General features: G+C 44.9%; 21 protein-coding genes and 1 pseudogene. 5 read left to right on the plus strand and 17 right to left on the minus strand.

The window, feature by feature from the left end:
• Positions 1 to 107 precede the first annotated feature (107 nt).
• A pseudogene (locus tag OKX00_RS20190) lies at positions 108 to 1,253 on the minus strand (alanine/glycine:cation symporter family protein); the annotation flags it as partial.
• 103 nt (positions 1,254 to 1,356) lie between these two features.
• Here OKX00_RS20190 and OKX00_RS20195 point away from each other — a divergent pair.
• The gene (locus OKX00_RS20195; RefSeq protein ID WP_175501928.1) at positions 1,357 to 1,497 is read left to right on the plus strand and encodes a hypothetical protein; all 141 of its coding nucleotides are present in this window, start codon (positions 1,357 to 1,359) and stop codon (positions 1,495 to 1,497) included.
• A gap of 84 nt (positions 1,498 to 1,581) precedes the next feature.
• On the opposite strand, the gene OKX00_RS20200 is transcribed toward OKX00_RS20195, so the two are convergent.
• The 5 genes from OKX00_RS20200 to OKX00_RS20220 all read right to left on the minus strand — a co-directional run bounded on the left by OKX00_RS20200 (position 1,582) and on the right by OKX00_RS20220 (position 8,522).
• Complete coding sequence (locus tag OKX00_RS20200) at positions 1,582 to 1,746, minus strand: hypothetical protein (RefSeq protein ID WP_265408589.1); 165 nt, start codon at positions 1,744 to 1,746, stop codon at positions 1,582 to 1,584.
• Between the two features lie 77 nt (positions 1,747 to 1,823).
• A complete protein-coding gene (locus OKX00_RS20205; RefSeq protein WP_265408590.1) occupies positions 1,824 to 3,209 on the minus strand; it encodes an aldehyde dehydrogenase in 1,386 nt (461 codons plus the stop codon).
• Between the two features lie 136 nt (positions 3,210 to 3,345).
• Entirely contained in the window at positions 3,346 to 4,806 is a 1,461-nt protein-coding gene (locus tag OKX00_RS20210; protein WP_322114332.1) for an NAD-dependent succinate-semialdehyde dehydrogenase, read from the minus strand.
• A gap of 133 nt (positions 4,807 to 4,939) precedes the next feature.
• Entirely contained in the window at positions 4,940 to 6,778 is a 1,839-nt protein-coding gene (locus OKX00_RS20215; RefSeq protein WP_265408591.1) for an ABC transporter ATP-binding protein, read from the minus strand.
• Positions 6,759 to 8,522, minus strand: a complete 1,764-nt coding sequence (locus OKX00_RS20220; RefSeq protein WP_265408592.1) for an ABC transporter ATP-binding protein — start codon at positions 8,520 to 8,522, stop codon at positions 6,759 to 6,761. The genes OKX00_RS20215 and OKX00_RS20220 overlap by 20 nt, the downstream gene beginning before the upstream one ends.
• A 160-nt stretch (positions 8,523 to 8,682) precedes the next feature.
• Between OKX00_RS20220 and OKX00_RS20225 the strand changes: the two genes are divergently transcribed.
• From OKX00_RS20225 to OKX00_RS20235, 3 genes are read left to right on the plus strand one after another with little or no spacing between them, the layout of a single operon-like run.
• Complete coding sequence (locus OKX00_RS20225) at positions 8,683 to 8,880, plus strand: YwbE family protein (RefSeq protein WP_091007749.1); 198 nt, start codon at positions 8,683 to 8,685, stop codon at positions 8,878 to 8,880.
• A gap of 31 nt (positions 8,881 to 8,911) precedes the next feature.
• Entirely contained in the window at positions 8,912 to 9,262 is a 351-nt protein-coding gene (locus OKX00_RS20230; protein ID WP_265408593.1) for an ASCH domain-containing protein, read from the plus strand.
• Between the two features lie 18 nt (positions 9,263 to 9,280).
• On the plus strand, positions 9,281 to 9,715 hold the full coding sequence (locus OKX00_RS20235) for a hypothetical protein (RefSeq protein WP_265410597.1): 435 nt from the start codon (positions 9,281 to 9,283) through the stop codon (positions 9,713 to 9,715).
• 63 nt (positions 9,716 to 9,778) lie between these two features.
• Here OKX00_RS20235 and OKX00_RS20240 read toward each other — a convergent pair whose 3' ends face one another.
• The 5 genes from OKX00_RS20240 to OKX00_RS20260 form a co-directional block, all read right to left on the minus strand.
• Complete coding sequence (locus OKX00_RS20240; protein WP_265408594.1) at positions 9,779 to 11,140, minus strand: aspartate kinase; 1,362 nt, start codon at positions 11,138 to 11,140, stop codon at positions 9,779 to 9,781.
• A gap of 307 nt (positions 11,141 to 11,447) precedes the next feature.
• Positions 11,448 to 12,620 (minus strand): beta-aspartyl-peptidase, encoded by a 1,173-nt coding sequence (gene iadA, locus OKX00_RS20245; protein ID WP_091007737.1) that lies wholly within the window; start codon positions 12,618 to 12,620, stop codon positions 11,448 to 11,450.
• A 160-nt stretch (positions 12,621 to 12,780) separates the two neighbouring features.
• Positions 12,781 to 13,539, minus strand: a complete 759-nt coding sequence (locus OKX00_RS20250) for an alpha/beta hydrolase (RefSeq protein WP_265408595.1) — start codon at positions 13,537 to 13,539, stop codon at positions 12,781 to 12,783.
• A 138-nt stretch (positions 13,540 to 13,677) separates the two neighbouring features.
• Complete coding sequence (locus OKX00_RS20255) at positions 13,678 to 14,487, minus strand: alpha/beta fold hydrolase (protein ID WP_265408596.1); 810 nt, start codon at positions 14,485 to 14,487, stop codon at positions 13,678 to 13,680.
• A gap of 69 nt (positions 14,488 to 14,556) precedes the next feature.
• Positions 14,557 to 15,501 (minus strand): dipeptidase, encoded by a 945-nt coding sequence (locus OKX00_RS20260; RefSeq protein WP_265408597.1) that lies wholly within the window; start codon positions 15,499 to 15,501, stop codon positions 14,557 to 14,559.
• 249 nt (positions 15,502 to 15,750) lie between these two features.
• Between OKX00_RS20260 and OKX00_RS20265 the strand changes: the two genes are divergently transcribed.
• Positions 15,751 to 16,191, plus strand: a complete 441-nt coding sequence (locus OKX00_RS20265; protein ID WP_053355770.1) for a hypothetical protein — start codon at positions 15,751 to 15,753, stop codon at positions 16,189 to 16,191.
• Here OKX00_RS20265 and OKX00_RS20270 read toward each other — a convergent pair.
• The 6 genes from OKX00_RS20270 to OKX00_RS20295 form a co-directional block, all read right to left on the minus strand.
• Positions 16,188 to 18,353 (minus strand): FUSC family protein, encoded by a 2,166-nt coding sequence (locus OKX00_RS20270; protein WP_265408598.1) that lies wholly within the window; start codon positions 18,351 to 18,353, stop codon positions 16,188 to 16,190. The two genes, OKX00_RS20265 and OKX00_RS20270, sit on opposite strands and share 4 nt — an antisense overlap.
• Positions 18,354 to 18,531: 178 nt before the next feature.
• Positions 18,532 to 19,239 carry an ABC transporter ATP-binding protein gene (locus tag OKX00_RS20275; protein ID WP_053355772.1) on the minus strand — a complete coding sequence of 236 codons (708 nt, stop codon included), beginning with the start codon at positions 19,237 to 19,239 and terminating at the stop codon, positions 18,532 to 18,534.
• Positions 19,239 to 20,018, minus strand: a complete 780-nt coding sequence (locus OKX00_RS20280; RefSeq protein WP_265408599.1) for an ABC transporter ATP-binding protein — start codon at positions 20,016 to 20,018, stop codon at positions 19,239 to 19,241. The genes OKX00_RS20275 and OKX00_RS20280 overlap by 1 nt, the downstream gene beginning before the upstream one ends.
• Positions 19,993 to 20,967, minus strand: coding sequence for a branched-chain amino acid ABC transporter permease (locus OKX00_RS20285; RefSeq protein ID WP_053355774.1), 975 nt, complete (start codon positions 20,965 to 20,967; stop codon positions 19,993 to 19,995). The genes OKX00_RS20280 and OKX00_RS20285 overlap by 26 nt, the downstream gene beginning before the upstream one ends.
• Before the next feature lie 12 nt (positions 20,968 to 20,979).
• Positions 20,980 to 21,858: a branched-chain amino acid ABC transporter permease gene (locus OKX00_RS20290; RefSeq protein WP_053355775.1), complete on the minus strand. Its 879-nt coding sequence runs from the start codon at positions 21,856 to 21,858 to the stop codon at positions 20,980 to 20,982.
• A gap of 77 nt (positions 21,859 to 21,935) precedes the next feature.
• A complete protein-coding gene (locus tag OKX00_RS20295; protein WP_053355776.1) occupies positions 21,936 to 23,108 on the minus strand; it encodes an ABC transporter substrate-binding protein in 1,173 nt (390 codons plus the stop codon).
• Positions 23,109 to 23,146 lie beyond the last annotated feature (38 nt).

Genomic DNA, 23,146 nt, shown 5'->3' on the forward strand with positions numbered 1-23,146 from the left:
GCAAACGCTTTCACAAACCTTTACTAAAAGTGTAGCCGCGATGACAGAATTATGCAATAACTATTTCAAAAAAAAGACAGGCATGTGCACCTGTCTTTCCTGCTGGTTTAAGAGACTTGTTCTTTATCTGGCTCTTTGTACTCTTGTTCCCAGTATTCAGCATTTTTAATGCCTAATCGAACAGAGTTAAATACCGGATCAAGGCCTTGCTTCTTCTGCTGCTCATAGTCTTTTAATGCTTTCAATGCAGGCTTGGCCAGAATAAGGATGGCGATGAGGTTTAGCCATACCATGATCCCTAAACCTGTATCACCAAGCTTCCATGCAAGCGCCGCTTCCTTGATGGAACCATAAAAGGTTGCTGCCAGAATGACTACTTTTAATAGCGGAACAGCCCATTTATTGTCCCGTCCTCTGATAAGGTAGGCAATGTTAGTTTCTGCAATATAGTAGTACGCCATAATGGTCGTAAAAGCAAAGAAGAATAATGAAACAGCGACAAATCCTGAGCCGAACCCAGGAATCACCTGTTCGACCGCAGCCTGTGTAAACCCTGGTCCCGGTTCAACGCCCTTCAGATTATCATAAAGATAAGATCCATCTGCTGCTTGCGTGTTATACATCCCCGTAAATAGAATCATAAACGCTGTAGCCGAGCATACAAGAAGTGTGTCGATATAGACGGAGAATGCTTGTACCAGACCTTGTTTTGCAGGATGAGAGACTTCTGCCGCCGCCGCGGGGTGCGCCCCTGTTCCCTGACCGGCTTCATTGGAATAGATCCCGCGCTTTACTCCCCACTGAACAGCCATACCAACAATTCCCCCGAATACGGAATCTGCAGCAAAAGCACTCTTGAAAATTAAAGCAAATACATGAGGCAGCTCTGTGATATTCATTGCAACGATAATGAGTGATACGGCAACATAACCAATGGCCATGAACGGCACCACATACTGTGCAACATTCGCGATCCGTTTGACCCCGCCAAAAATAATAATCCCAAGAAGAGCAATGATAATAAGTCCGGTAACTGAAGTATTGAACCCAAACGCGTTTTTAACACCTGCAGCAATAGAATTGGATTGTACTCCTGGCATGAGGATTGCCATGGCAAGCACTGCTGCAAAGGCAAAAAGAATACCATACCATCGCCAGCCTGTCCCTTTTTCAATATAATACGCAGGACCACCGCGGTACTCCCCGTCCTGTTTTACTTTATAAATCTGTGCTAAGGTCGACTCGATAAATGCTACTAGGTCTTTAGATGCCGAATTCAATGTTTTATGTTTGTTTTACAAATTAGGGTTAGAGGAATACTATTTTTAACGATATCAACGGAAGGATGTGTTCAGGATGGAAGAGACAAAAATGAAGAGGCACTGCAGCCATTGCAATCAGGAAACGATGCACATTGTTCGTGAAGATGCACTCGAACTCGAATATACGTGCACCAACTGCAAACATACAGAAACAGAAGTGAAAACGTTCTTTTGATTTATACGAAAAAAGGGGCTGTCCTGAAAGTCGAAAATTGACCTTCAGCAGCTCCTTTTTGGATTAAAAATCTTCAATGAAAAGTTAATTGAAGTGGAAGATGCGAGACTCCTCGAAAATGAATTTCACATTTTCTTCGTGCGATATAACGCTGCCGAAGCCTTCCTTGTCCTGCGGGACTAGCGTGACAGGTGAGATTCCCGCCGGTGCTTGCACCAAAAAGTAGGCGTTCACGCCGGTAAGGCTCACCGCACGCCCGGCGGAAAAGGCGAGCACCCTGGAACGGAAATCAACAGCTTACAGACTTCTTGGACAGCCCCTTCCACTTATTTTAATAGCTTCTTAACTAACTTTAACCCGTTCTTTGCAGAAGGATATCGGAAGGAGAAATCAAACCGGTTTGTTTGCTTCAGCACGCTTTTAGAATGAGAGAACGTTTCAAAGCTGTATTTTCCGTGGTAGTTCCCCATCCCGCTTTCTCCAACACCGCCGAACGGAAGGTAAGGTGTGGCGATATGCATGAGAGCATCATTTATGCAGCCTCCACCGAAAGAAACACGCCCCGTAATCTGGTCCTCCGTTTCCTTGTTTTGTGTAAACAAATAGAGAGCAAGCGGCTTCGGGCGAGAGTTGATGAACGTGATCGCCTCATTCAATGAAGTATATTCCATAACCGGAAAAATCGGGCCGAAGATTTCCTCTGTCATAACTGGAGAATCAGGGCTTACCTTATCAAGCAAGGTAGGCGCAATTCTATTTTTGTCATCCGATTTTTCTCCGCCGAAAATTATCGTCCCGTCGTTCAAGTAACCCGTTAGTCTGTTATAGTGGTGACCATTTACTATTTTTGAGTAAGAGCTGTTTTCAATCGGCTGCTCTCCGTAAAATTCTTTAATCGTCACCTTCATTGCCTCAATAAGTGCAGCTTTTACATTCGTATGGACAAGCAAATAGTCTGGAGCAATACACGTTTGCCCCGCGTTCATAAATTTACCGAAAACGATTCGTTTCGCCGCAAGCCTGATGTTGGCATCTTCATGTACGATCGTAGGACTTTTCCCGCCAAGTTCAAGCGTGACAGGAGTTAATTTTTTGGAAGCAGCCTCCATGACAACTTTTCCAACCCGTACACTGCCCGTGAAAAAAATGTAATCAAATGGCTGATCTAGAAGAGCTTGACTCGTTGATACTCCACCTTCTGCCACTGCGATATAAGACGATGGATATAGCTCCTGCAAAATATCTGCAATCAGCGCAGACACATTCGATGTCAGCTCTGAAGGCTTGATAACAGCCGTATTTCCTGCAGCAATCGCACCGACAAGCGGAGATAATGCAAGCTGAAACGGATAGTTCCAAGGAGCAATGATCAGCACCGCACCATAAGGCTCCGGCAGGATATAACCTTTTGATCCTGTATGTGTTAAAGCGGTCCGTACTTTTTTCGGCTTCACCCATTTTCTTAGGCGCTTCATCGTAAAATTAATTTCTTCATATAAAATTCCAATTTCTGTCGAATATGATTCAAGTTCCGATTTATTTAAATCAAGTGCAAGAGCCTTGACGATCTTCTGTTCATTCATCTTTACTCCAGCTTTCAGCTTTTTCAGCTGTTCCAAACGGAAGTCTATGCTTTTTGTTTCCTGGGATGCAAAATAAAATTTTTGATTCTGCAGAATTTGATTAACTTCTGCTGCTGATGCTTCTTTCATGATACATACCCCTTTTCCATTGTCATGATCATATGTTTAAAAACTTAAACATATGATCATGCAAGGTTACTATAGTTTCTTTCCAAATAAAAGTCAACACCAAAAAGGTGCCTGACACTGCCATGCCTGGCACCTTCTAATAATTAAAATTGAGCAGTTTATACTCCAGAAATTCATCCATACCGTACTTCCCGCCCTCGCGGCCCATCCCGCTTTCTTTCATACCGCCAAACGGTGCCTGCACATACCCGACTTTTGTTCCGTTAATGCCGATCATCCCAAATTCCAGTCGATCTGAAACCCTGATAGTCCTTCCAAGATTTTTCGTATATACATAAGCAGCCAAACCGTAGACCGTCTCGTTCGCCTGTTCGACAGCTTCGTCTTCTGCCTCAAAGGGGATGAGGGGAATAACAGGGCCGAATGTTTCTTCCTGGAAGATTTTCATCTCTTGTGTGACATCACACAGGATGGTCGGTTCAAAGAAATTCCCTTTTTTGTATACGCCGTTCCTAAGTGGGTTGCCTCCTGCTATAATTTCGGCTCCTTTATGTACGGCATCTTCGACTTGGATCTGTACCTGTGAGAGCGCCGCTTTATGGATGAGCGGCCCGATCTCTACACCCGGCTCTAATCCATTTCCGATTTTCAGTTCTTTTATTTTTTCAGTTAACAAAACCGTAAATCGGTCAAGCACAGTTTTTTGGACAAATACACGGTTAGCACACGTACAGGTCTGACCATTGTTTTGAAACTTATTTCGTATTAAACCATCAACCGCAAGATCAATGTCTGCATCATCAAATACGATAAAAGGGGCATGTCCCCCAAGCTCGAAAGAAACCTTTTTCAGTTTTTTTGCAGCTTGTTCCATGAATTGCTTTCCGATCTGAGCGGATCCTGTAAAACTGATTTTTCTGACCTTATCATGGTTCACAAAGACTCCACTGATTTCCTTTGCATTTCCGATGACCAGATTGGCTGCACCATGCGGCAGACCAGCCTTTTCAAAGATTTCAAAAAGAGCAATGGCCGACAGCGGTGTTTCAGGGGACGGCTTAATAACCACCGTGCACCCCGCTGCCAGGGCAGGAGCCAGTTTCCTTGTAATCATGGAGAAGGGAAAATTCCATGGTGTAATGGCCGCCACAATGCCGACCGGATGCCGCTGAACAAGAAGTCGCTGGTTTTGTTCAGAAGAAGGAAGGATCTCACCATAAATTCGCTTTGCTTCCCCAGCATACCAGAGGACATACTCAGCACCCAAGAGGACTTCCCGTTTCGCCTCGGCAAGCGGCTTCCCTTCTTCCATCGTTAGGATTTTTGCCAGCCGGTCCGCATCTTCTATAATTAAGTTATAGGTGGTTCTCAAGTAGTCAGCACGTATTTCCGCTGTTTCTGCTGCCCAATGAGGAAAAGCTCTTACAGCGGCATTAACCGCTCGCTCTGCGTCTCTTTCACCGCCAAAAGCGACACTTGCGATGAGCTCCCCGGTCGCTGGGTTTCTCACAGGATGACGTTCTCCCTTTGCCGCCTCTAACCATTCTCCGTCTATGAACATTTCCGTCTTTACCAAAGCAGCAATATCAGCCTCCATATCGTGTCCTCCTAAATGACTCCATCAGCCTTGGCCGTACTTTATAACAGTACGATTCTATTCCCTGCATCGAACAACTATAAACAGGTGCCTGGCACTGGATTACAGTGCCAGGCACCTGAATGGTAACTTCCTAGCCGATCTCCCTTTGGAGCTGGCTGTGGTAAAGCTCGGAGTAAAAGCCTTTTTGCTTCAGAAGTTCATCGTGAGAGCCTCTTTCAAGTATTCCTCCGTCTTTTAACACGAGGATCTGATCGGCTTTTTGAATGGTGTTCAGCCTGTGGGCGATAATAAAGCTCGTCTTGCCTTCCATGAGCCGCTGCAAGGCTTCCTGAATTTTCATCTCTGTGATCGTATCAATGCTGCTCGTCGCTTCATCCAAAACGAGGATGACAGGATTGGACAGGATGGCTCTTGCGATGCTTAACAGCTGCTTCTGCCCCTGGCTGATGCCGCTGCCATCCTGTTCAACCATGGTCTCGTACCCATTAGCAAGTTTTGTAATAAAGGAGTGGGCATTCGCCTCTTTTGCTGCTTCCCTGACTTCCTCATCAGAAGCATCCAGCCTTCCGTAACGGATGTTTTCCATAATGGTCCCTTCAAAGAGGAACGGATCCTGCAGCACAAATCCCATATGCTCCCGAAGTGCCTTGCGCTTAATCCCCGTGATTTCGCGCCCGTCCACGAGAATGCTTCCGCTGTTCGCATCATAAAAACGGGACAAAAGATTGATGATCGTCGTTTTCCCCGCTCCCGTCGGACCGACCAAGGCGACCGTTTCACCTGGTGAGGCATGAAATGAAATATCATTGACGGTATTGCCTCCTTCTTCATAGGAGAATGAGACATCCTTAAATTCAATCTCTCCATGAACACCCTCCAGATCTTCGTTTCCTTCTTCATCTTTCGTCTCTTCTTCCTCATCCAGCACTTCAAACACCCGCTCCGCTCCTGCAACAGCTGATAAGAGCGTATTAAACTGGTTGGAAAGATCATTCAGCGGGCGGGTAAACTGCCTCGAGTATTCGGCAAAGATTACGATGGTCCCGATCGTGACCATCCCTTTTAAAGCTAAAACGCCACCTGCCCCGGCAATTAAAGCAAAGCTGACGTTATTCAAAACATTCATCAGTTTGGGAATGAAACCTGAATACGTTTGTGCCCAAAACCCGGATTCCTTTAATTTATCATTTTTCGCCAAAAGCTCAGCAATCACACGATCTTCCTGAGAGAAGGCTTTTACGATCCGCTGTCCTGAAACGGTTTCCTCGATATAACCGTTCAGTTCCCCAAGGTTTCTCTGCTGTTCCTTAAATAATCGGCCTGTACGGCTTGTGATCCACCGCATACCAAGGAACATAACCGGCACAATCACAAGGGTGATCGCAGTTAGGAGCGGGCTCAGCCAAAGCATGAATCCAATTGTTCCTAACAGAGTCAGTACACTGGAGAAAATCTGGATGACCGAAGAGTTAAGTGTGGAGCTTACATTCTCAATATCATTGATGACCCGGCTCATGATTTCTCCATACTGGCGCTGATCGAAGAACGGGATCGGCAATTTGTGAAGATGGCGAAACAGCTGAGTCCTCATCGAGAAGACCGTATTCTGTGCAATTCCGATCATCCAGTAGTTCTGAAGCCATAGCGCTCCGGAGTTCAGGATATAAATAGCCAGTAAACCGGCAAGAAGCCTTAAAAGGCCGCTGTTTTCTTTTGTAATAATATAATGGTCAATGGCCTTTCCGATCAAAAAAGGGCCAAGAAGACCGAGAATTGAACTTAGGACAACCATGAAGAGGACGAGCCATAAGCGACCCTTCTCACGGGCCAGATAGCTCCAGATCTGCTGAAGTGTTCTTCGCCAATCCTTTGCTTTCTCTTTTTTTCTTCTCGGTACGGCTTCCTTCGCCATCACCTCTTGAACGACAGCCCTTTTATGCCGGAACGGTTCATTCAAACCCTTGAGCATGCTTTAACGACTCCTCTCCAAACTGAGATTCGAAGATTTGCTGATACAGGCTGGAGCGCAGCAGCAGGTCCTCATGTTTTCCTTCCATCAGCAGCTTGCCGTTTTCAATCAGCAGGATTTTATCCGCTTCCATTGCTGTAGCAATCTTTTGAGTGATAATCAGGATCGTAGAAGGATAGTTTCTCAGTGCACCGAGGAGTTTTCCTTCTGTTTTCAAATCAAGAGCACTTGTACTGTCATCAAGCAGCAGAATCTTCGGCTTTCTGACTAAAGCCCGTGCAATGGAAAGACGCTGTTTTTGTCCCCCAGATAAATTGACCCCTTTTTGCCCGAGTTTGGTTTCATATTGTTTTGGCAGAGACGCTATGGTTTCAGCAATCTGGGAATTCTCAGCAGCTGCCCTAATCTCTTCCTCGGTGGCGTTTTCTTTTCCCCACGCTATATTCTCCTTTACGGTTCCTGTGAAAAGAAGGGCTTCCTGAGGAACAAGGCCGATCGCACTTCTTAGATGCTCGAGCTTTATGCGTGATATATCCATTCCATCAATCTGAATCTTTCCCTCATCTACATCATAAAGTCGGGGAATCAACTGAAACAGCGACGACTTTCCGGACCCTGTCGCTCCCATGACTGCGACAGTCTGTCCTGGTTCAGCTTTAAATGAAATGTGCTCCAGGACTTGTTTTTCCGTCCCAGGATAATGAAAGGATACTTTCTGAAACTCAATTTCACCTTTGAAATCAGGACGGACTATTTCTGAATCTTCATGGTTAACGAGATCCACCTCGGTATTGAGCACATCAGAAATCCTGTTTCCTGATGCCTTTGCTCTTGAAAAAGCCATGATGATCCACGAAAAAATAGAAAAAGTTGACGTGATTCGTGTGCTGTAGTTGATGATGGCTACTAGATCACCGACCTTTGCATCTCCCGTATTGACTTGAACACTGCCAAACCAAAGGATACATAAGATGGCGATATTCATAACGAGAAGCAGGATCGGATTCGTAGACTCCATCAGCCTCAATGCGAATGCTGTATTATTCTTAAGCTTGCTGTTGGCTTCGGTAAACCGTTTGACTTCATGCCTGCTTCTTAAGAAAGCTTTAATGATGCGGATACCTGAAAGGTTTTCCCGCATGACGCCATTCACTTTATCCAGGTTTTCTTGAACAGACTTGAACAATACGCCTCCTTTTTTCAAGACCCACATTAAAAATACAAATAAAATTGGAATAGCCACTGCTATGAAAATGGCCAATTTCGCGTCTACGACAAATGACATGACGAGTCCGCCTATGATCATTAAGGGAGCTCTCAGCATGACCCGCAAACTCATAAACACCGTGTTTTGCATCTGGGTCACATCATTGGTCATTCTTGTGATCAGAGACGTAGTAGAAAACAGGTTGAAATTCGCAAATGAGAACGCTTGAATTTCCGTAAACAAATGCTTCCTGAGATCATATCCGTAGTTTTGACTGACATGCGAAGCATAGAAGGAATTGATTACACCGGCTGCAAACGCGCAAAGCGATATGCCAACCATGACTCCTCCCCACACCATGACCACCTCAAGATCTTTTTTCAATATCCCATTATCAATAATTTTGGCGATCAATAAGGGCTGCAAAAGCTCGACAGCCAGCTCAACAAGCATCAAAAACAAAGCAACAGCAACCTGCAAGCGGTAAGGTTTTAAAATCGACAGGACTTTCAAGACTGCATCATCCTCCAGAGCCATCTGTAAAAAAATATAATAATATGTATTGTTTACTTACTTAATCATACCTTTTCTGGATAATTTATTAAATAATTTGAACTTTTCGAAGCATCTCGATTTCCTTCATTTATGGAAAGAATGATATAATTCAAAAGAAAATGGACTGCAGGAGGTGTTTACAGTGAATGGACAGAACCGGAAAGACATCTCTCCAGGACTCGAGGTTAATATTGTTTTAAAACAAGATCAAAGAAGTGGCAAACTCACAAATGGTATTGTGAAGGATATCCTGACGAACGCTGCTTTCCATCCGCACGGAATTAAAGTACGGCTCCAAAATGGACAAGTAGGCAGAGTGAAGGAAATAATCAGCAATTAGAACTAGCGCTTCAAAACAAGGAGGAACCAAAATGAGCAATGAAATAAAAAACAGCGAACTACCGCCAAAAACATGTACGATCGAACGGTTAGTCACCCTTCCTGAGGACGTGGAAAAAGTACTTTCAGGAGAAAAAACAGCCACTCGCCGCAACGGCAGATATGCAGACATCGGGGAAATCATGGAGCTTAAAGGCTCAAACTTTATTGTTGAAAACGTGTATTCCCAGGCGCTTGGCGAATTAACAGACGAGCATGCAAAACAGGAAGGCTTTGAAGATGTGGAAGGCTATAAAAATTCCATTCTCTCGATCCATCCTGGTATGCCTTGGCTGCCTCACATGAAAGTATGGGTTCATGAATTCCGCGCGCTGGAAGAGTAATAGCAGCTCTCAATGAACATGGCCTATCGTGTTTTGCTTTATATTCATATTCTTAGCGTTATCTTATCAGTCGGGCCTTTCTTTATTTTGCTTCCTTTATTAAAGAAGCTAAGAACAGCAGGTCCTGGCAATGAAGAGGCTTACTTGGACTCCTTTAAGGCAGCTGTTCGTCTTGCCAAGCATGCGGGTCATGTCCTTGTTGTCAGCGGGGTATTGCTCGTGCTGATTACGAACCGATCGTGGACAACGCCATGGCTGTTGACCACGATCATCATCTTAATCTGCTCGCTTTATTTTCTCGCAAGAGCCTTTTCGCCAACCATACGAAGGTTTAAAGACCTTAAGGAACAAAGGAATCCTCTTGTAACCAAACTAAAAAAAGCAATTTGGATCTACATGGCCCTCATGATGGCCATGCTATGGTTCATGGTTGCCAAGCCTGTAATATGGTAGAGAAAAAGGAGCGATCCCATTTTTGGATCAGCTCCTTTTTTTCTTTTATCCATGAAAATTTGTCTATACCGCCACCCCGGCGAAAAACTCCTCATACAATGCCAAAACTGCTTTTCTTTCATCGCTCACTCTTACACCGAACATCATACTTACCTCAGAAGAACCTTGATTGATCATTTCGATGTTAACTCCCGCTTTGGCCAAAGCCGTTGATGCACGGGCCGCCGTTCCTACACTTTCTCTCATCCCTTCGCCCACCATCATGATAAGAGCCAAATCACGTTCTACTTTTACATCATCTGCCTGAAGCTCCTCTTTAATCCTTTTAACAATCTGTTCCTCCACAGATTTAGTGAATCGATCCTGCCTGAGAATGATGGAGATGTCATCAATTCCTGATGGCATGTGCTCAAACGATAGGTGAAAGTCCTCCAGAATGCTAAGAAGCCTGCGGCCAAATCCAATCTCGCGGTTCAAAAGATATTTGCTTACATAGATACTGCAAAAGCCATCATCACTGGCAATACCGATAACAGGGCCATTAGCCAGCTCTCTTTCTTTTACAATCATGGTTCCAGGTTTTTTCGGCTGATTCGTGTTCTTCACGTTGACAGGTATGCCAGCTTTAAAGGCCGGCATGAGCGCTTCATCATGAAATACAGAAAAACCTGCATAGGAGAGTTCACGCATTTCACGGTACGTAATTTCACTTATTTCTTTTGGACGGTTAATAATTGTAGGGTTTACTGAATAGACGGCATCCACATCCGTGAAGTTTTCATAAACATCGGCCTTTATGCCGCTTGCCAGAATAGAACCGGTAATATCTGAGCCGCTCCGGGAAAAGGTCACAATCTCACCTTCTCGATTAAAGCCAAAAAAACCCGGGAAAATAATGATACCTTTCCGGTCTCTAAGTCTATATAGAGAGTCATAGGTTTCCGGCAGTGGCTGAGCGTTTCCCGGCTCGTCAGTAACAAGAAGACCTGCTTCCTCGGGATTAACATAATGAGCATCTGTACCTTTGTGCCGAAAATAAGCCGCAATCAGCCTCGCATGGCTGTCCTCCCCGCTCGCCTTTACTGCATCCATATATTTCTGCGGATTACTGCGGTCTCTGTTCAATAATTCCAAGAGGTTCTCTTTAATTTCCGCGACCGGTTCCCTTGGAAGCTGAAGACCTTCAGCAATGCTTTCATAACGGTCAATAATGCCCTGAAACGCGTTTTGGTCTTCTCTTCCTTGAAGATACGCTGCAGCACATTCTATTAAAAGATCCGTAACCTTTGTGTCTTCTGCAAACCGTTTTCCCGGGGCTGACACCACGACTACTTTACGTTCCGGATCTGAAACGACAATATGAAACACTTTTTCCACCTGCTCTGAACACGATAAAGATGAACCACCGAATTTCACGACTTTCATTTTTAACATCCCCTACTATTAGTATTTGCCCGGTAAATTTTAGTTACTATTATTACGCGTTTCAGTATAAGATGCAAGGATATTTTCCATACAGAGAAAACAAATGTCCTCTCTAAAAGAACTAATGATTAAGTATTACTTAACACTCCCGGGCAATATTTGCGGTTTTTCGATTATTTCCGAGGGAATATTCATGAAACAGGGGAAATAATGAAAGGTCCTGTCAGGATTACCCGACAGAACCTTAGAAATCTATTTTACTTGTACTCTTACTGGGTCAAATGGTTTCCTTTGATTCCTTCGTTTTCTACTCAAATGTTCCTTTCACAACTGGTATACCATCCTGAACCATGACCTGCCCTTTAGCAATAACCGTATCAATAGCCAATGTATCTTTAGTTAAAAGCACAAGATCGGCATCCTTCTTCTCATGCACAAAGCCTTTGTTCTTAAGCTTCAATACTTGGGCGGGGTTGGAGGTGATCACCTTTAATGCGTCTTCAAGCGAAACCCCTTCCTGCAGGACAGCATCTCTGACTTCTTTAAACAGCGAAGAAACTTTTCCTACCTGCAGCCCTTTAAATTCCCCATCTTCATTAAAAATTGGAAGACTTGCCTGGCCATCGGATGAGAACGTGATGTTCCAGATCGGAACGCCCTGATCGAGCATCATCTTAAGTCCCTTACTGCATTTCACTTCGCCCTCTTCTAAGAATTTCGGTATGGTGCTCGTCGTCAAATCAACAAAACCGCCCCGCTTGGCAAAGCGGATACCGTCATGAAAAAGTTCTTCGGTACGGTTAATATGAGTCGGATGAAAATGCATGATCGGTATATTCGTTCGTTCGATCAGTTCCTCTATCGGTTGAACCCTCGATTCACCGGCCCCAATATGGACTTCTAGAATACCGGCTTTCCCTGTAAGCAAGCCTCCGTTGCGGGCAGCTGCTGCTATCTTCGTTAATTCCTCAAAAGTCGGTTCAGAAGAACGATGGTCTGAGATAGCGATCTCCCCCACTCCAATGACCTTCTCGATAAAAATAATATCTTCTTCAACCTTGCCTGTGATGGTGCGTACAGGCAGCTGATATGATCCGGAATGGATATAGGTGGTGATTCCTTCTTCATCAAGGGCATGAGCTTTCGCTAGAAGACTCTCCATTTTCCTCGTCGTTCCATCCGTCCCAAGCAGCCCGACCATTGTTGTAATGCCGGCAGTTGTAGCATCAGTCAGCATCAATTCAGGCGTACGTGTTTTGAAGCCTCCCTCTCCTCCACCGCCAGTGATGTGGACATGGGAGTCGATAAAGCCCGGTACAACGAGCTTATCTGTTGCATCGATAACAGTGATCGGCACAAAGCTGTCCGGAATATCAATCTGTTTTCTGATATAGCCGATCTTTCCGCCTGCAAGCAATATATCTTTCTGCCCCAGATGATTCGGGCTGTATACATCTCCATTTTTTATTAAAGTAAGCACTGCTTTGTTCCCTCCAATTTTGTCAATTGCCCCAGCTGTCTATTGTGTACTCGGATAGCAGGAGCGTGCGGTGATTTTACACATCGATTACTTCAGAGGGCATAAATTAATTGTCGAGATTATAAAAAGAAGCCGGCTTTTATGCCGGATTCCTCTTATTTCATTTAGCAAGCTGCCTCTGAATGAAGGTCAGCGTATGTTCAATAATAGCTTCCTGATCATGATCGAGGGTGGCTACATGGTAGCTGTCACTCATGTAATACAGTTCTTTATCCTCTGAAGAGATCTGTTCATAGATGAATTGAGAATTCAGCGGTGGTACGACATGGTCTTCCTCCGAAACGAAAATGAACGCAGGGCACGTTACCTGGTCAAGATGACTCTTAACTTCTTCCATAAGCTTTAAAATTTCCTTCACAGATTGGACCGGTGTTTTTTCATAGGCAAGTTCTAATATACCCTCTTTTTTTATATCCGAACCGATGGCGTCCAGAAAACGGGGCTCTGCAGCATTTTTTAACGGTTCCATCTCCGGGATATCTATAGCCGCATTAATGGGTATGATTCCTTTGATTTCCGGATATTTTTCAGCCAGATAAAGAGTTAACGTCCCCCCCATGGAAAGTCCCGTGACAAAGATCGTATCGCAGCGTTCCTTCAGCCATTGGTATCCTTCCTCCACAGATGCAATCCAATCCTGATGATTGCTTTGTTCCATGTCCTCATAATGGGTACCGTGCCCTTTAAGCCTGGGACCGCAAACGGTATAGCCTGCTTCTGCATAAGCCTTGCCCAAAGGCAGCATGCTTTGTGTTGAACCAGTAAAACCGTGCGAGACCAAAATCCCCACCTGGCTGCCTTCATAATAAAACGCCTCTGCATCTTTTAAAACCGGATACTTTAGTGCCCTGTCTTCCATTGATATCACCTTCCATTTATAGGATTTGTTCACCTAACACTTCGTTTAAAGGAATGAGAGTCCTGCTTGCCATTCGCTTCTGTCTGCATGGATTTCAAGTGCATAACAAAACCCGCTCGAAAAAGCGGGTTCTTTTCTCTAGTCATTCAGTGTTTGAATAAACTGTTCTATGACCTTATTAAATTTCTCACTTTCTTCAAGAAACGGGCAATGGCAGCTTTGCTCAAAGATTTCCAGCCGGGAATCAGAAATGTTTTCCCGCAGATGTTCACCTGCTGCTACAGGTATGAGCTTTTCTTCTCTTCCGAAACAAAGCAAGGTCGGTTTTTTAATTTTGCTTAAAAAACCTCGGTAATCCACAATCGATTGGTCGAACAATACCGCACTCGCAATCGACTCCGGCATTTTAGTAACTTCGGCCATCATCCAGGAAAAATCGTTCTCAGACAGCTCCTCTTTAAACATAAGAGGGACAAAGCCTTCGAGTACTGCCCTCCGATTACTTTGAATGTCTCTCATAAATTGAGTCAGTGCCGGCAGATCAAAAGCACCGATCGGAAAATCCGGCCATTTAAAGTCGGAAGCAAGTTCATCTACAATCACTGTCCCTTTTACGTGGTCTTCCCCAAATTGCTGCAGATAGTCCCAAATCACAAAAGCTCCCATGGACCAGCCAGCCAAAACGACATTCTTTAAATCCAGCTTCTGAATAAACGCATGGACATCGCGCGCATATTGAGCAATTGTGTGTCCGTGATGAACCATGGAGGATTGTCCGTGTCCTCTCAAGTCCAGTGTGATCGTTCGGTAGCTTTTAGAAGGAGCCGAAAGCTGTTTATGAAAAAATTTACTGCTCATCCAGACTCCATGGATAAATATAACAGGTGTTCCTGTTCCCCGTTCTTCATAAAAAAGCTCTACATGGTCTTCAACCTGTGCAAAAGGCATGTGTTATCGCTCCCTTCCTTTAATGGCCTTATCGGCTATATATGCAGCTTCGATTCAGACTTGAACCTATTACTTTACTTTTCTAACATTCGGCCGGTAATTCATGAAGTTATCAAAAGCAAACCCTCTCACCTGTTCTTCGGAATAGTGCTTGAGCAGTTCATTGATTAAATTCTGGCTTTTAGCCGCATTCTCCAAATCCGTTATAAAGTTGGCGATGCCGTCGAAATCAGAACCTAAGCCGATCTGTTTCACTCCACCCAGTCCACAAAAATGGTCAATGTGCTTTATTAAGTCAGGAATAGATGCTTTGACCTGACCTTGATTGATAAAGGGGGGATTATATACCACATGAATCGTACCGCCCTTTTCAAACATCGCACTCGCCTGTTCATCGGTTAAATTTCGCGGATGGTCACAAAGTTCTTTCGAATTGGAATGGCTGGCAAACGGATAATCAGCGATCTCGAGTACATCCCAGAAGGCCATTTCACTTAAATGGGAAACATCTGTTAGAATCTGATGCTTATTATGGAAGTCAACAACCTCTTTTCCAAACACGGTCAATCCTCCGCCCCGCGGTTCTCCTGCCCCGTCGGCAGCCAGGTTCGCCGTGTTCCACGTTAACCCGACAGAAAGAACGCCTAATTGATGGAGGATGTGCAATTTGGAGAGATCATTTCCAATGGCATCTACCCCTTCCAGTGTCAGCATCGCACCAATATCGCCATCCTGAATCCTTTCAAAATCTTCCCAGCAGCGTAAATGCTTCATCTCTGGATTTTTGCCAAGCACTTCTTTATAAAAAAGATTCACCTGGCCAAGTGCAGCCTGAAACTTCTGATCTGACGGAATCTCAGGTTCAATGAAAATAGCAAAACACTGCACTTTTACCTGCCCCTTTTTCAGCCGCTCCTTATTCGTCTCGAGCTCAGGGGCAGATGCAAAGCTTAGCTTCCCTTTTTCTTCATACAGTTTTAATAATGCGTCACAATGAAAATCAATGATATTCATGTTTAACTCCTTCTTGTTTACTCACGTATGTATTTACTTCTTGAAAGACCGCTCTCCTCCTGCCTTTCCTCTATTTTTATCGGATGACTTAGGTCAATATCCCCAGCGATTTCACATAAAATAAAGAATCCTGCTAATTTTTTTCATTGCAAGAGGAGTTTTGGCACAATATGTCGAAATTATCTAATAACTGACTAGTTCTTTTGATTCATAGTTTGGATACAGAATATAAAAGAAAGGAAAATGCGTATGAAATCTACTAAGGCGCAGGCGGCCCGCTGGCTGTCCCGCCTCATCCATAAAGAAAAAATCGATATGAAAGATGAAAAAATCCGTGACGAAACCTTCTTGTTTACAGTTGAAGGGTTTTGTGAACAAAAACCGGTCTTTTTTATTTGCCGAGATGAAGACGGCTTGCAGTTCGGCTACCACTCTTTTAAGGAGATAGATCCTTCCCGGCCTGCTCCCTCTAAGGTAAAACGGCATCTGATTGAATGGGAGATGCTGGAGTCAGGAAGCAGAGAAGAACGGCAAGAGAAAATATTAAATACATTGGTTTCAACCATCCGTTCACGAAAAAAGCAGTATCGGACGTGCCAATACTGCAGCATTAAATTCCCCCCGGAACAGCGCTTCAACCAAAAAACCTGCCAAAACTGTGCACCATCCCGTTCTCACGCCGTTCACTAACCTTTGCTTTTCGGTTCGGCACCGAGCTGCCTGGCCAGATAAACAATGGACTCATTTATCCGCCAAATATAATGAACGTTGTGTAACAGGCGGAGATGGTTAAGCATTTCATGTTCGCTTGATTTAGACTCTTCCGGCAGGCGTTCCAATTGTCTACGTTCCTCTTCCAAATTGACAATTTGTGCCTGCCCTTCTCCTCTGATCACCGCACTCAGTGCTTCAATATTATCCGTCAGTGAGAGCTGAACATGGTTTATCAGCTCTTCAAACTTTTCGTCCGTGTTCAGCTGGCTTTTTCGTGTTGAAGAAGCAACCAGATGCTTGGCGTAAAAGTTGATGGCCGTCAGAACGGTGAGCTGCTGCTGAATGCCGGATCGGCCAAACCAGCCTCTGTATAACGGGCTTGCGTCGTCTATCAGTGTCTGCAGCAGCTGATCGAGCTCCAGCGCATGATCCGCAAGGTTGAAAGCAGAGTGCTTCTCTCTGAAACGGTCAATATAATTTTCCACGTACTCCTTAAGTGAATTCAGGTACTCTACAGTAGAGGTTGTGACTTTATCCCGTGTTCTCTGCGGATAGACGAGAGCAGATACCGCAAACCCCAATCCAACCCCTGCAACGGTATCAATGACACGCGCTGCCATTAATTGCTCATTGATGCCGCCAAGGAGGATATCATACATCAATGCAAGCAGCATCGTGATCCAGAACATCATCAGTGTATAAGAAATCGGCAGTAAGTAAAAAGCCAGGAAAACACAAATGAAGAGCAAGATAATATCCTGAATACCGGTTAAATACAGGGCGATAATGAAGCCGGCTATTGCACCTAAAAAGGTCCCCACGCTCCGCTGTACAGCTTTGACAAGCGTACGGCCGACCGTTTCCGTTCCGAGAAGGACAACAAAACAGGACAGTAAAATCCAATATTGATGAGCAGGGGAATATATGTGGCCGAGCACAATCGATAAGCCACCTGCGATCAATGCCTGGATGGCTTTTTTGGTCGTAGGACGCATCCCTTCCTCTTCTTCATTCTTTGCATCTTCTTCAGTGTCTTCTTTTTCAAGCGGATCCGAAGTTCCGCCATCACTGCTTGTTCTCTGCAGGGACTGTTGAAGCCCGAACGCCCCATCAATAATATGATTGGCAATCGACTCTATCCTCCGGATCAGGTAAAGCCATTCTTCATTTCTTTTATCCAGCTTCAAAGTACGAAGCAGCTGCCGGAGCGATTGTAAACTGGCTGCTGCGTTCTCCAAGTAATGCACCTGTTCCCTGTTGAGCACTTCGGCCTCACGAATGGATTGAATAACAAGCAGCAGCGAGGAACGTATTGAATGGTTTTCGAGCGCCCGGTGTTCTTTTAGACGTCGTATGGAGGGTGACAAGGTTTCCATCAGCATCGCTGTATCAAAAATGTACAGGCGAAGCTGGCTGGTGCTGAGACCAGGCCATATACCTCCTGGATCTGTAGAACCAAGCTCATTTGAGACTACACGTGCATAATCTCCGAGCTTTTTGACATTCCGGTCGAGATTTGCCAGCCTCTGCTTATCTAATTTAATATCCCTTACGATATCAATGACTATATTCAGCGTAAGATTTGCCTGTATATGAAAAGAACCCATGGAACGTTTTAATACTTCTTCAGGCTTGTCCTTAATGAGGATAAAATTATAAAAGTAAGCAAATAAAATACCTGTTGCTATGGAAGCAAACAGCCAGGGAACCTGAGCGAAAGTAACTTTAAGGAGCATAACAAAATAAAAGGACATGAATGCAATCATGCAGATAGAAAAGTAGCGGCTTCCAAAACGTTGAAGATAAAGCGCTAAAAATACAACAAGAAGTAAAAACAGATCCGCTGCAATCCCCCATTTGGATAGCCATGATCCGGTGGCGAGAGAACATGCACTCGAGGCGGCAAGCAGAACGGTCGTCAGTTTCTGTTCTTTTTCTGTATCATCGTTTACTACAAGAATCCCCATCATCCCTACCACACCAGCAAAAATAGCTGCTGTGATCTGGCCTCCGGCATTCAGTACGATAATCAGCATGACTACTACTGAACTAATGACACTCAGCGTCACTTTACTCGCTGTCCTCAACCGTTTCCTGCCTGGATCTGACGCAAGCAGCCGATACATCCAGTACCTCATTTGATCCCCCCTTCTGCTGAATTAGCTTTTCTGTGCATTATATCGTTTTACGTGAGCTTCACACAATGAATGTAACTTGTAAAATGACTCTTTATTTTATATCCATAATTTGCTGTCCCATAAACCGTACATGCAAAAAAACCGGCTCCAAAAGGAACCGATTTTTTTGCATCTTTTATTAATGTCCGCCAAGATAGGCCATTTTCACCTGCTCGCTTGAAGTGAGCTCCGCTGCATCACCTGACAGCACGATTCGCCCTGTCTCTACGACATAGGCACGGTTAGCGATGGAAAGCGCCAGATTCGCATTTTGCTCCACGAGTAAAATAGTCGTTCCCGCTTTGTTGATCTCTTCGATTATTCGAAAAATCGTCTTAACCAACAGCGGCGCCAGTCCCATGGAAGGCTCATCAAGCAGCAGCAATCTCGGCCTGGCCATCAATGCCCGCCCCATGGCAAGCATCTGCTGCTCCCCTCCGGACAGTGTTCCGGCCTGCTGTTTCAGCCGCTCAAGCAGTCTTGGAAAAAGCTCATACACCTTTTCCAGGTCCTGCTTAATCCCGTCTTTATCTTTCCTTAAGAACGCGCCGAGCTGAAGATTTTCCTCTACGGTCATATTCGCAAACACACGGCGGCCTTCAGGAACATGAGAGATTCCCTGTTTTACAATCATTTGTGCGGCTTTTCCATTGATCGATTTGCCCTCATAAAGGATTTTCCCCTGCTTCGGTTTCAACAGTCCGGAAACAGTTTTAAGCAGAGTACTTTTGCCGGCTCCGTTCGCACCGATCAGCGTAACGATCTCGCCTTGATTGATTTCAAGCGATATGCCCTCAAGCGCCTGAATGTTGCCGTAATAAACGTTAATATCCTCTACCTTCAGCATTATGAAACCTCCTCGCCCAGATACGCTTCGATGACTTTTGGGTTGTTCTTAATTTCTGATGGTGTCCCTTCAGCAATGAGCTGGCCATGGTCAAGAACGTAAATCCGTTCACAGACACCCATGACGAGCGGCATATCATGTTCAATGAGAAGAACGGTCAGATTGAATTGCTCCCGGATGAAGGCGATCAGATTCATTAATTCTTTTGTCTCATGAGGATTCATCCCGGCTGCCGGTTCGTCGAGCAGCAAGAGCTTCGGGTTGGCGGCCAGGGCACGCGCGATCTCTAGACGGCGCTGCTGGCCATATGGAAGGTTCTTCGCCTTTTCATCTTTAAATCTGTCCAAATTAAAAATCTTCAAGAACTCTGTCGCTTTCACGTCCATTTCCTTTTCTCCGGAAAAATGTCCCGGAAGCCTGAAAATCGAGCTTAAAAGAGTATGTTTAGCCTGCGAATGGTAAGCCACTTTTACATTATCAATAACGGACAGTTCCCCAAACAGCCGTATATTCTGGAACGTCCGGCTGATTCCATTTCTCGTAATCTTGTAAGGAGGAAGGTTGTTCAGCCTTTTCCCGTTCAGCGAGATTTCCCCTTCCGTAGGAACATAAACCCCGGTCAGCATATTAAAGAAGGTCGTTTTCCCGGCACCGTTAGGTCCGATCAGTCCTGCCATCTCGCCAGGAAACAATTCAATGTTCACATTCGAAACCGCTCTCAGCCCCCCAAAGCGAATACCGATGTTGTCTACTTTAAGCAACGGTTTGTTTGTTTCCATCCTTCGCTCCTCCCTTCGTCTTCTTTCCTTTGCTGAAGATTGACGTAATCTCTTTCGTCCCCATCAATCCTTGAGGGCGGTACAGCATGACAACAATGAGGACGATGCTATAGATGATCATCCTCGTTTCAGGATAATCCTGCAGGAACGTGGAAACGACAGTTAGAAGGATCGCTGCAATAACAGAACCCGATAAGGAGCCAAGCCCTCCAAGTACAACGAAAATCAAAATATCAAATGATTTCAGGAATCCAAAGTTCGAAGGCTGGATAATGTAGAAGTTATGAGCATACAACCCACCCGCAATTCCAGCAAAGAAGGCGCCGATGACAAAGGCAGTAACCTTATAATAGGTCGTATTGATTCCCATCGCGTCAGCCGCGGTTTCATCTTCCCGAATGGAAATACATGCCCGGCCATGTGTGGAATTTGTAAAATTTACAATAACAAGAATTGCAATGAGCATACAGCCGAAGACCCACGGCCATGTCGTCAAGTGGTTGACCTGCATGCCGCTCGCTCCGCCTACATAATCCAGGTTCAGAAACACAATACGGACGATCTCACCAAATCCAAGAGTTGCGATGGCAAGATAATCGCCTTTTAGCCGAAGACTTGGAAACCCGATAATAAAGCCCGCCAATGCGGCAACCAATCCTCCAACGAGAAGAGCTGCTGCAAAAGGAAGCTCCAGTTTCATAGTGATAATCCCAGACGCATACGCGCCTACGGCAAGGAAACCTGCATGTCCAATAGAAAACTGCCCTGTAATGCCGATGATCAAGTGAAGCGAGACGGCCAATATGATATTAATAGCAATAAAGATCAGTGTATTTACATAAAAGAGGTTCAGCATTTGGCCCGTGATCATGAACTGGATAACACCAAAGATAACGAGAGACAAAACGATGGATGTCCAAAAGAGCTTAGCTTGTTTAAAAATCGCCATATTCGTTCCCCCTTATACCTTTTCTCTTTTATATTTGCCGAACAATCCTGAAGGAAGAAAGATGAGAATCAAGATAAGGACAACAAACGCTGCCCCATCACGCCACAAAGAGTAACCAAACGCACTGACGAGCGATTCGATGACACCCAGCAGCAATCCTCCCACCATCGCCCCGGGAAGAATTCCGATTCCCCCAAGAACAGCGGCAACAAAGGCTTTTAGTCCAGGAATGACACCCATTAAAGGTTCAATCTTAATATAGTAAACTCCGAAAATAACACCCGCTGCCCCTGCAAGCGCAGAGCCGATCGCGAAAGTAGCAGAAATTGTGCGGTCAACGTTAATCCCCATCAGCTGTGCTGCTTCAGCATCAAAGGATACAGCACGCATTGCTTTACCTATTTTCGTTTTATGTACGATGAACTGTAAAATGATCATGAGCGCTACCGAAACACCGAGGATCAGCAGCGACTGGCTGTTAATTTTCGCGCCAAAAATGTGGATAGCATGTTCCGGCAATACATCGCCAGGGTACGCTTCAGGCTGTGCACCCCTTACATAGATAAAGCCGTACTCAATTAAAAGAGAGACACCGATCGCTGTAATCAATGCCGCGATCCGAGTAGCGTTCCTTAGCGGTTTATACGCGATGCGTTCGATCAGCACCCCGAAAATCGCACAGACTGCCATGGCAAGAATCAATGATAAGAAAAACGGGATGTGCAAAACTGTAATGGAATAGAAGCCAACAAAGGCGCCTACCATAAAAACATCGCCATGCGCGAAGTTGATCAATTTAACAATTCCATATACCATCGTGTAGCCAAGAGCAATGAGGGCATAGATACTGCCGAGTGATATACCATTGACCAGCTGTTGTATGAGTTCCATCTCCGACACTCCTTAATATGTCCATTTCCTGAAAACACAGAATAGGGGGACGGAGCCCCCTATTCGTTAAACTGCTCTTATGGATTGATTTTTGTATTAAACTCTTGTTTGCCGTCTTTGTACTCAAGAATAGATGCTGATTTGATCGGGTCATGTTTCTTATCCAATGTCAATTTACCGGAAACAAGGGAAAGATCTTTTGTCTTCGCTAATGCTTTTGCAATTTTTTCAGGGCTGGCATCGCCTGAACGCTTGATGGCATCAGCAAGGTAGTACGCTGTATCATAGCCAAGTGCACTGAAGGCATCTGGAGATTTCCCTTTATATTTCTTTTTGAATGCATTTACAAAGTCTTGAATCTTCTTATCAGGGTCTCCGGAAGAATAGTGGTTCGTGATGTAAGTGTTATTGAGCGCTTCCGGTCCAGCGATCTCTACAAGTTTAGGAGAATCCCAGCCGTCTCCGCCCATGAACGGTGCCGTAATGCCGATCTCACGCGCCTGCTTGATGATCAAGCCGACTTCCTCATAATAGCCAGGAAGGAAAATGAAGTCCGGTTTTGCTGCTTTTAAGCGGGTAAGTGTAGCACGGAAGTCGGTATCTTTAGCGACATAGGCTTCCTCGGCCACGATGTTGCCGCCATTTTTCTTATAAGCAGATTTAAACGCTGAAGCCAGCCCTTTGGAATAATCGCTCGCACTGTCGATGAACACGGCCGCTTTACTCGTTTTCAATTTATCTGTCGCAAAGTTCGCAGCCACTGTTCCCTGGAACGGATCGATGAAACATGTACGGAACACATAATCATTTACTTTGCCGTCTTTATTTGTGATATCAGGGTTTGTTCCTGTCGGTGTGACGAGCGGAACTTTGTTGCTTTGAGCGATCTGTACCTGAGCCAGTGTATTCGTACTCGTTGCAGCACCGATTACTGCCGCTACTTTATCCTGGCTTACGAGCTTCACTGCTCCGTTCGTCGCTTCTGCCGCTTCCGATTTATTGTCTACTTTCACAAGCTTGATTTTCTTGCCTTTAATCCCCTTTTTATTGATTTCGTCCAATCCAAGCTGAAGGCCTTCTGCGATAGATTGACCGTAGGAAGCTACGCCTCCCGAGAGCTCAAGGTTGGCTCCGACTTTAATTGTTTCTTTTCCTCCTGATCCGCCTGTCGATGCTGCACCGCAGCCCGCCATGACTCCTGCTGATAATGACAAGGAAAGAAAGATCCCAGCAAGTTTTCTCTTCTTCATTTTCTCATCCCCCTATTTTTTGTGAAAATGAAAACTAT

The organism is Fictibacillus sp. KU28468 (assembly GCF_026153615.1).
GTDB lineage: Bacteria > Bacillota > Bacilli > Bacillales > Fictibacillaceae > Fictibacillus_C > Fictibacillus_C marinisediminis.

What these genes read in the sequence shown, in the direction of transcription:
- OKX00_RS20290 (WP_053355775.1), bottom strand. Translation starts at nt 21,858, where the DNA reads ATGGAACTCATACAACAGCTGGTCAATGGTATATCACTCGGCAGTATC.
- OKX00_RS20230 (WP_265408593.1), top strand. Translation starts at nt 8,912, where the DNA reads ATGAGCAATGAAATAAAAAACAGCGAACTACCGCCAAAAACATGTACG.
- OKX00_RS20235 (WP_265410597.1), top strand. Translation starts at nt 9,281, where the DNA reads ATGGCCTATCGTGTTTTGCTTTATATTCATATTCTTAGCGTTATCTTA.
- OKX00_RS20275 (WP_053355772.1), bottom strand. Translation starts at nt 19,239, where the DNA reads ATGCTGAAGGTAGAGGATATTAACGTTTATTACGGCAACATTCAGGCG.
- OKX00_RS20280 (WP_265408599.1), bottom strand. Translation starts at nt 20,018, where the DNA reads ATGGAAACAAACAAACCGTTGCTTAAAGTAGACAACATCGGTATTCGC.
- OKX00_RS20255 (WP_265408596.1), bottom strand. Translation starts at nt 14,487, where the DNA reads ATGCCTTTTGCACAGGTTGAAGACCATGTAGAGCTTTTTTATGAAGAA.
- OKX00_RS20210 (WP_322114332.1), bottom strand. Translation starts at nt 4,806, where the DNA reads ATGGAGGCTGATATTGCTGCTTTGGTAAAGACGGAAATGTTCATAGAC.
- OKX00_RS20220 (WP_265408592.1), bottom strand. Translation starts at nt 8,522, where the DNA reads ATGGCTCTGGAGGATGATGCAGTCTTGAAAGTCCTGTCGATTTTAAAA.
- OKX00_RS20285 (WP_053355774.1), bottom strand. Translation starts at nt 20,967, where the DNA reads ATGGCGATTTTTAAACAAGCTAAGCTCTTTTGGACATCCATCGTTTTG.
- OKX00_RS20260 (WP_265408597.1), bottom strand. Translation starts at nt 15,501, where the DNA reads ATGAATATCATTGATTTTCATTGTGACGCATTATTAAAACTGTATGAA.
- OKX00_RS20205 (WP_265408590.1), bottom strand. Translation starts at nt 3,209, where the DNA reads ATGAAAGAAGCATCAGCAGCAGAAGTTAATCAAATTCTGCAGAATCAA.
- OKX00_RS20195 (WP_175501928.1), top strand. Translation starts at nt 1,357, where the DNA reads ATGGAAGAGACAAAAATGAAGAGGCACTGCAGCCATTGCAATCAGGAA.
- OKX00_RS20295 (WP_053355776.1), bottom strand. Translation starts at nt 23,108, where the DNA reads ATGAAGAAGAGAAAACTTGCTGGGATCTTTCTTTCCTTGTCATTATCA.
- OKX00_RS20270 (WP_265408598.1), bottom strand. Translation starts at nt 18,353, where the DNA reads ATGAGGTACTGGATGTATCGGCTGCTTGCGTCAGATCCAGGCAGGAAA.
- OKX00_RS20240 (WP_265408594.1), bottom strand. Translation starts at nt 11,140, where the DNA reads ATGAAAGTCGTGAAATTCGGTGGTTCATCTTTATCGTGTTCAGAGCAG.
- OKX00_RS20250 (WP_265408595.1), bottom strand. Translation starts at nt 13,539, where the DNA reads ATGGAAGACAGGGCACTAAAGTATCCGGTTTTAAAAGATGCAGAGGCG.
- OKX00_RS20265 (WP_053355770.1), top strand. Translation starts at nt 15,751, where the DNA reads ATGAAATCTACTAAGGCGCAGGCGGCCCGCTGGCTGTCCCGCCTCATC.
- OKX00_RS20215 (WP_265408591.1), bottom strand. Translation starts at nt 6,778, where the DNA reads ATGCTCAAGGGTTTGAATGAACCGTTCCGGCATAAAAGGGCTGTCGTT.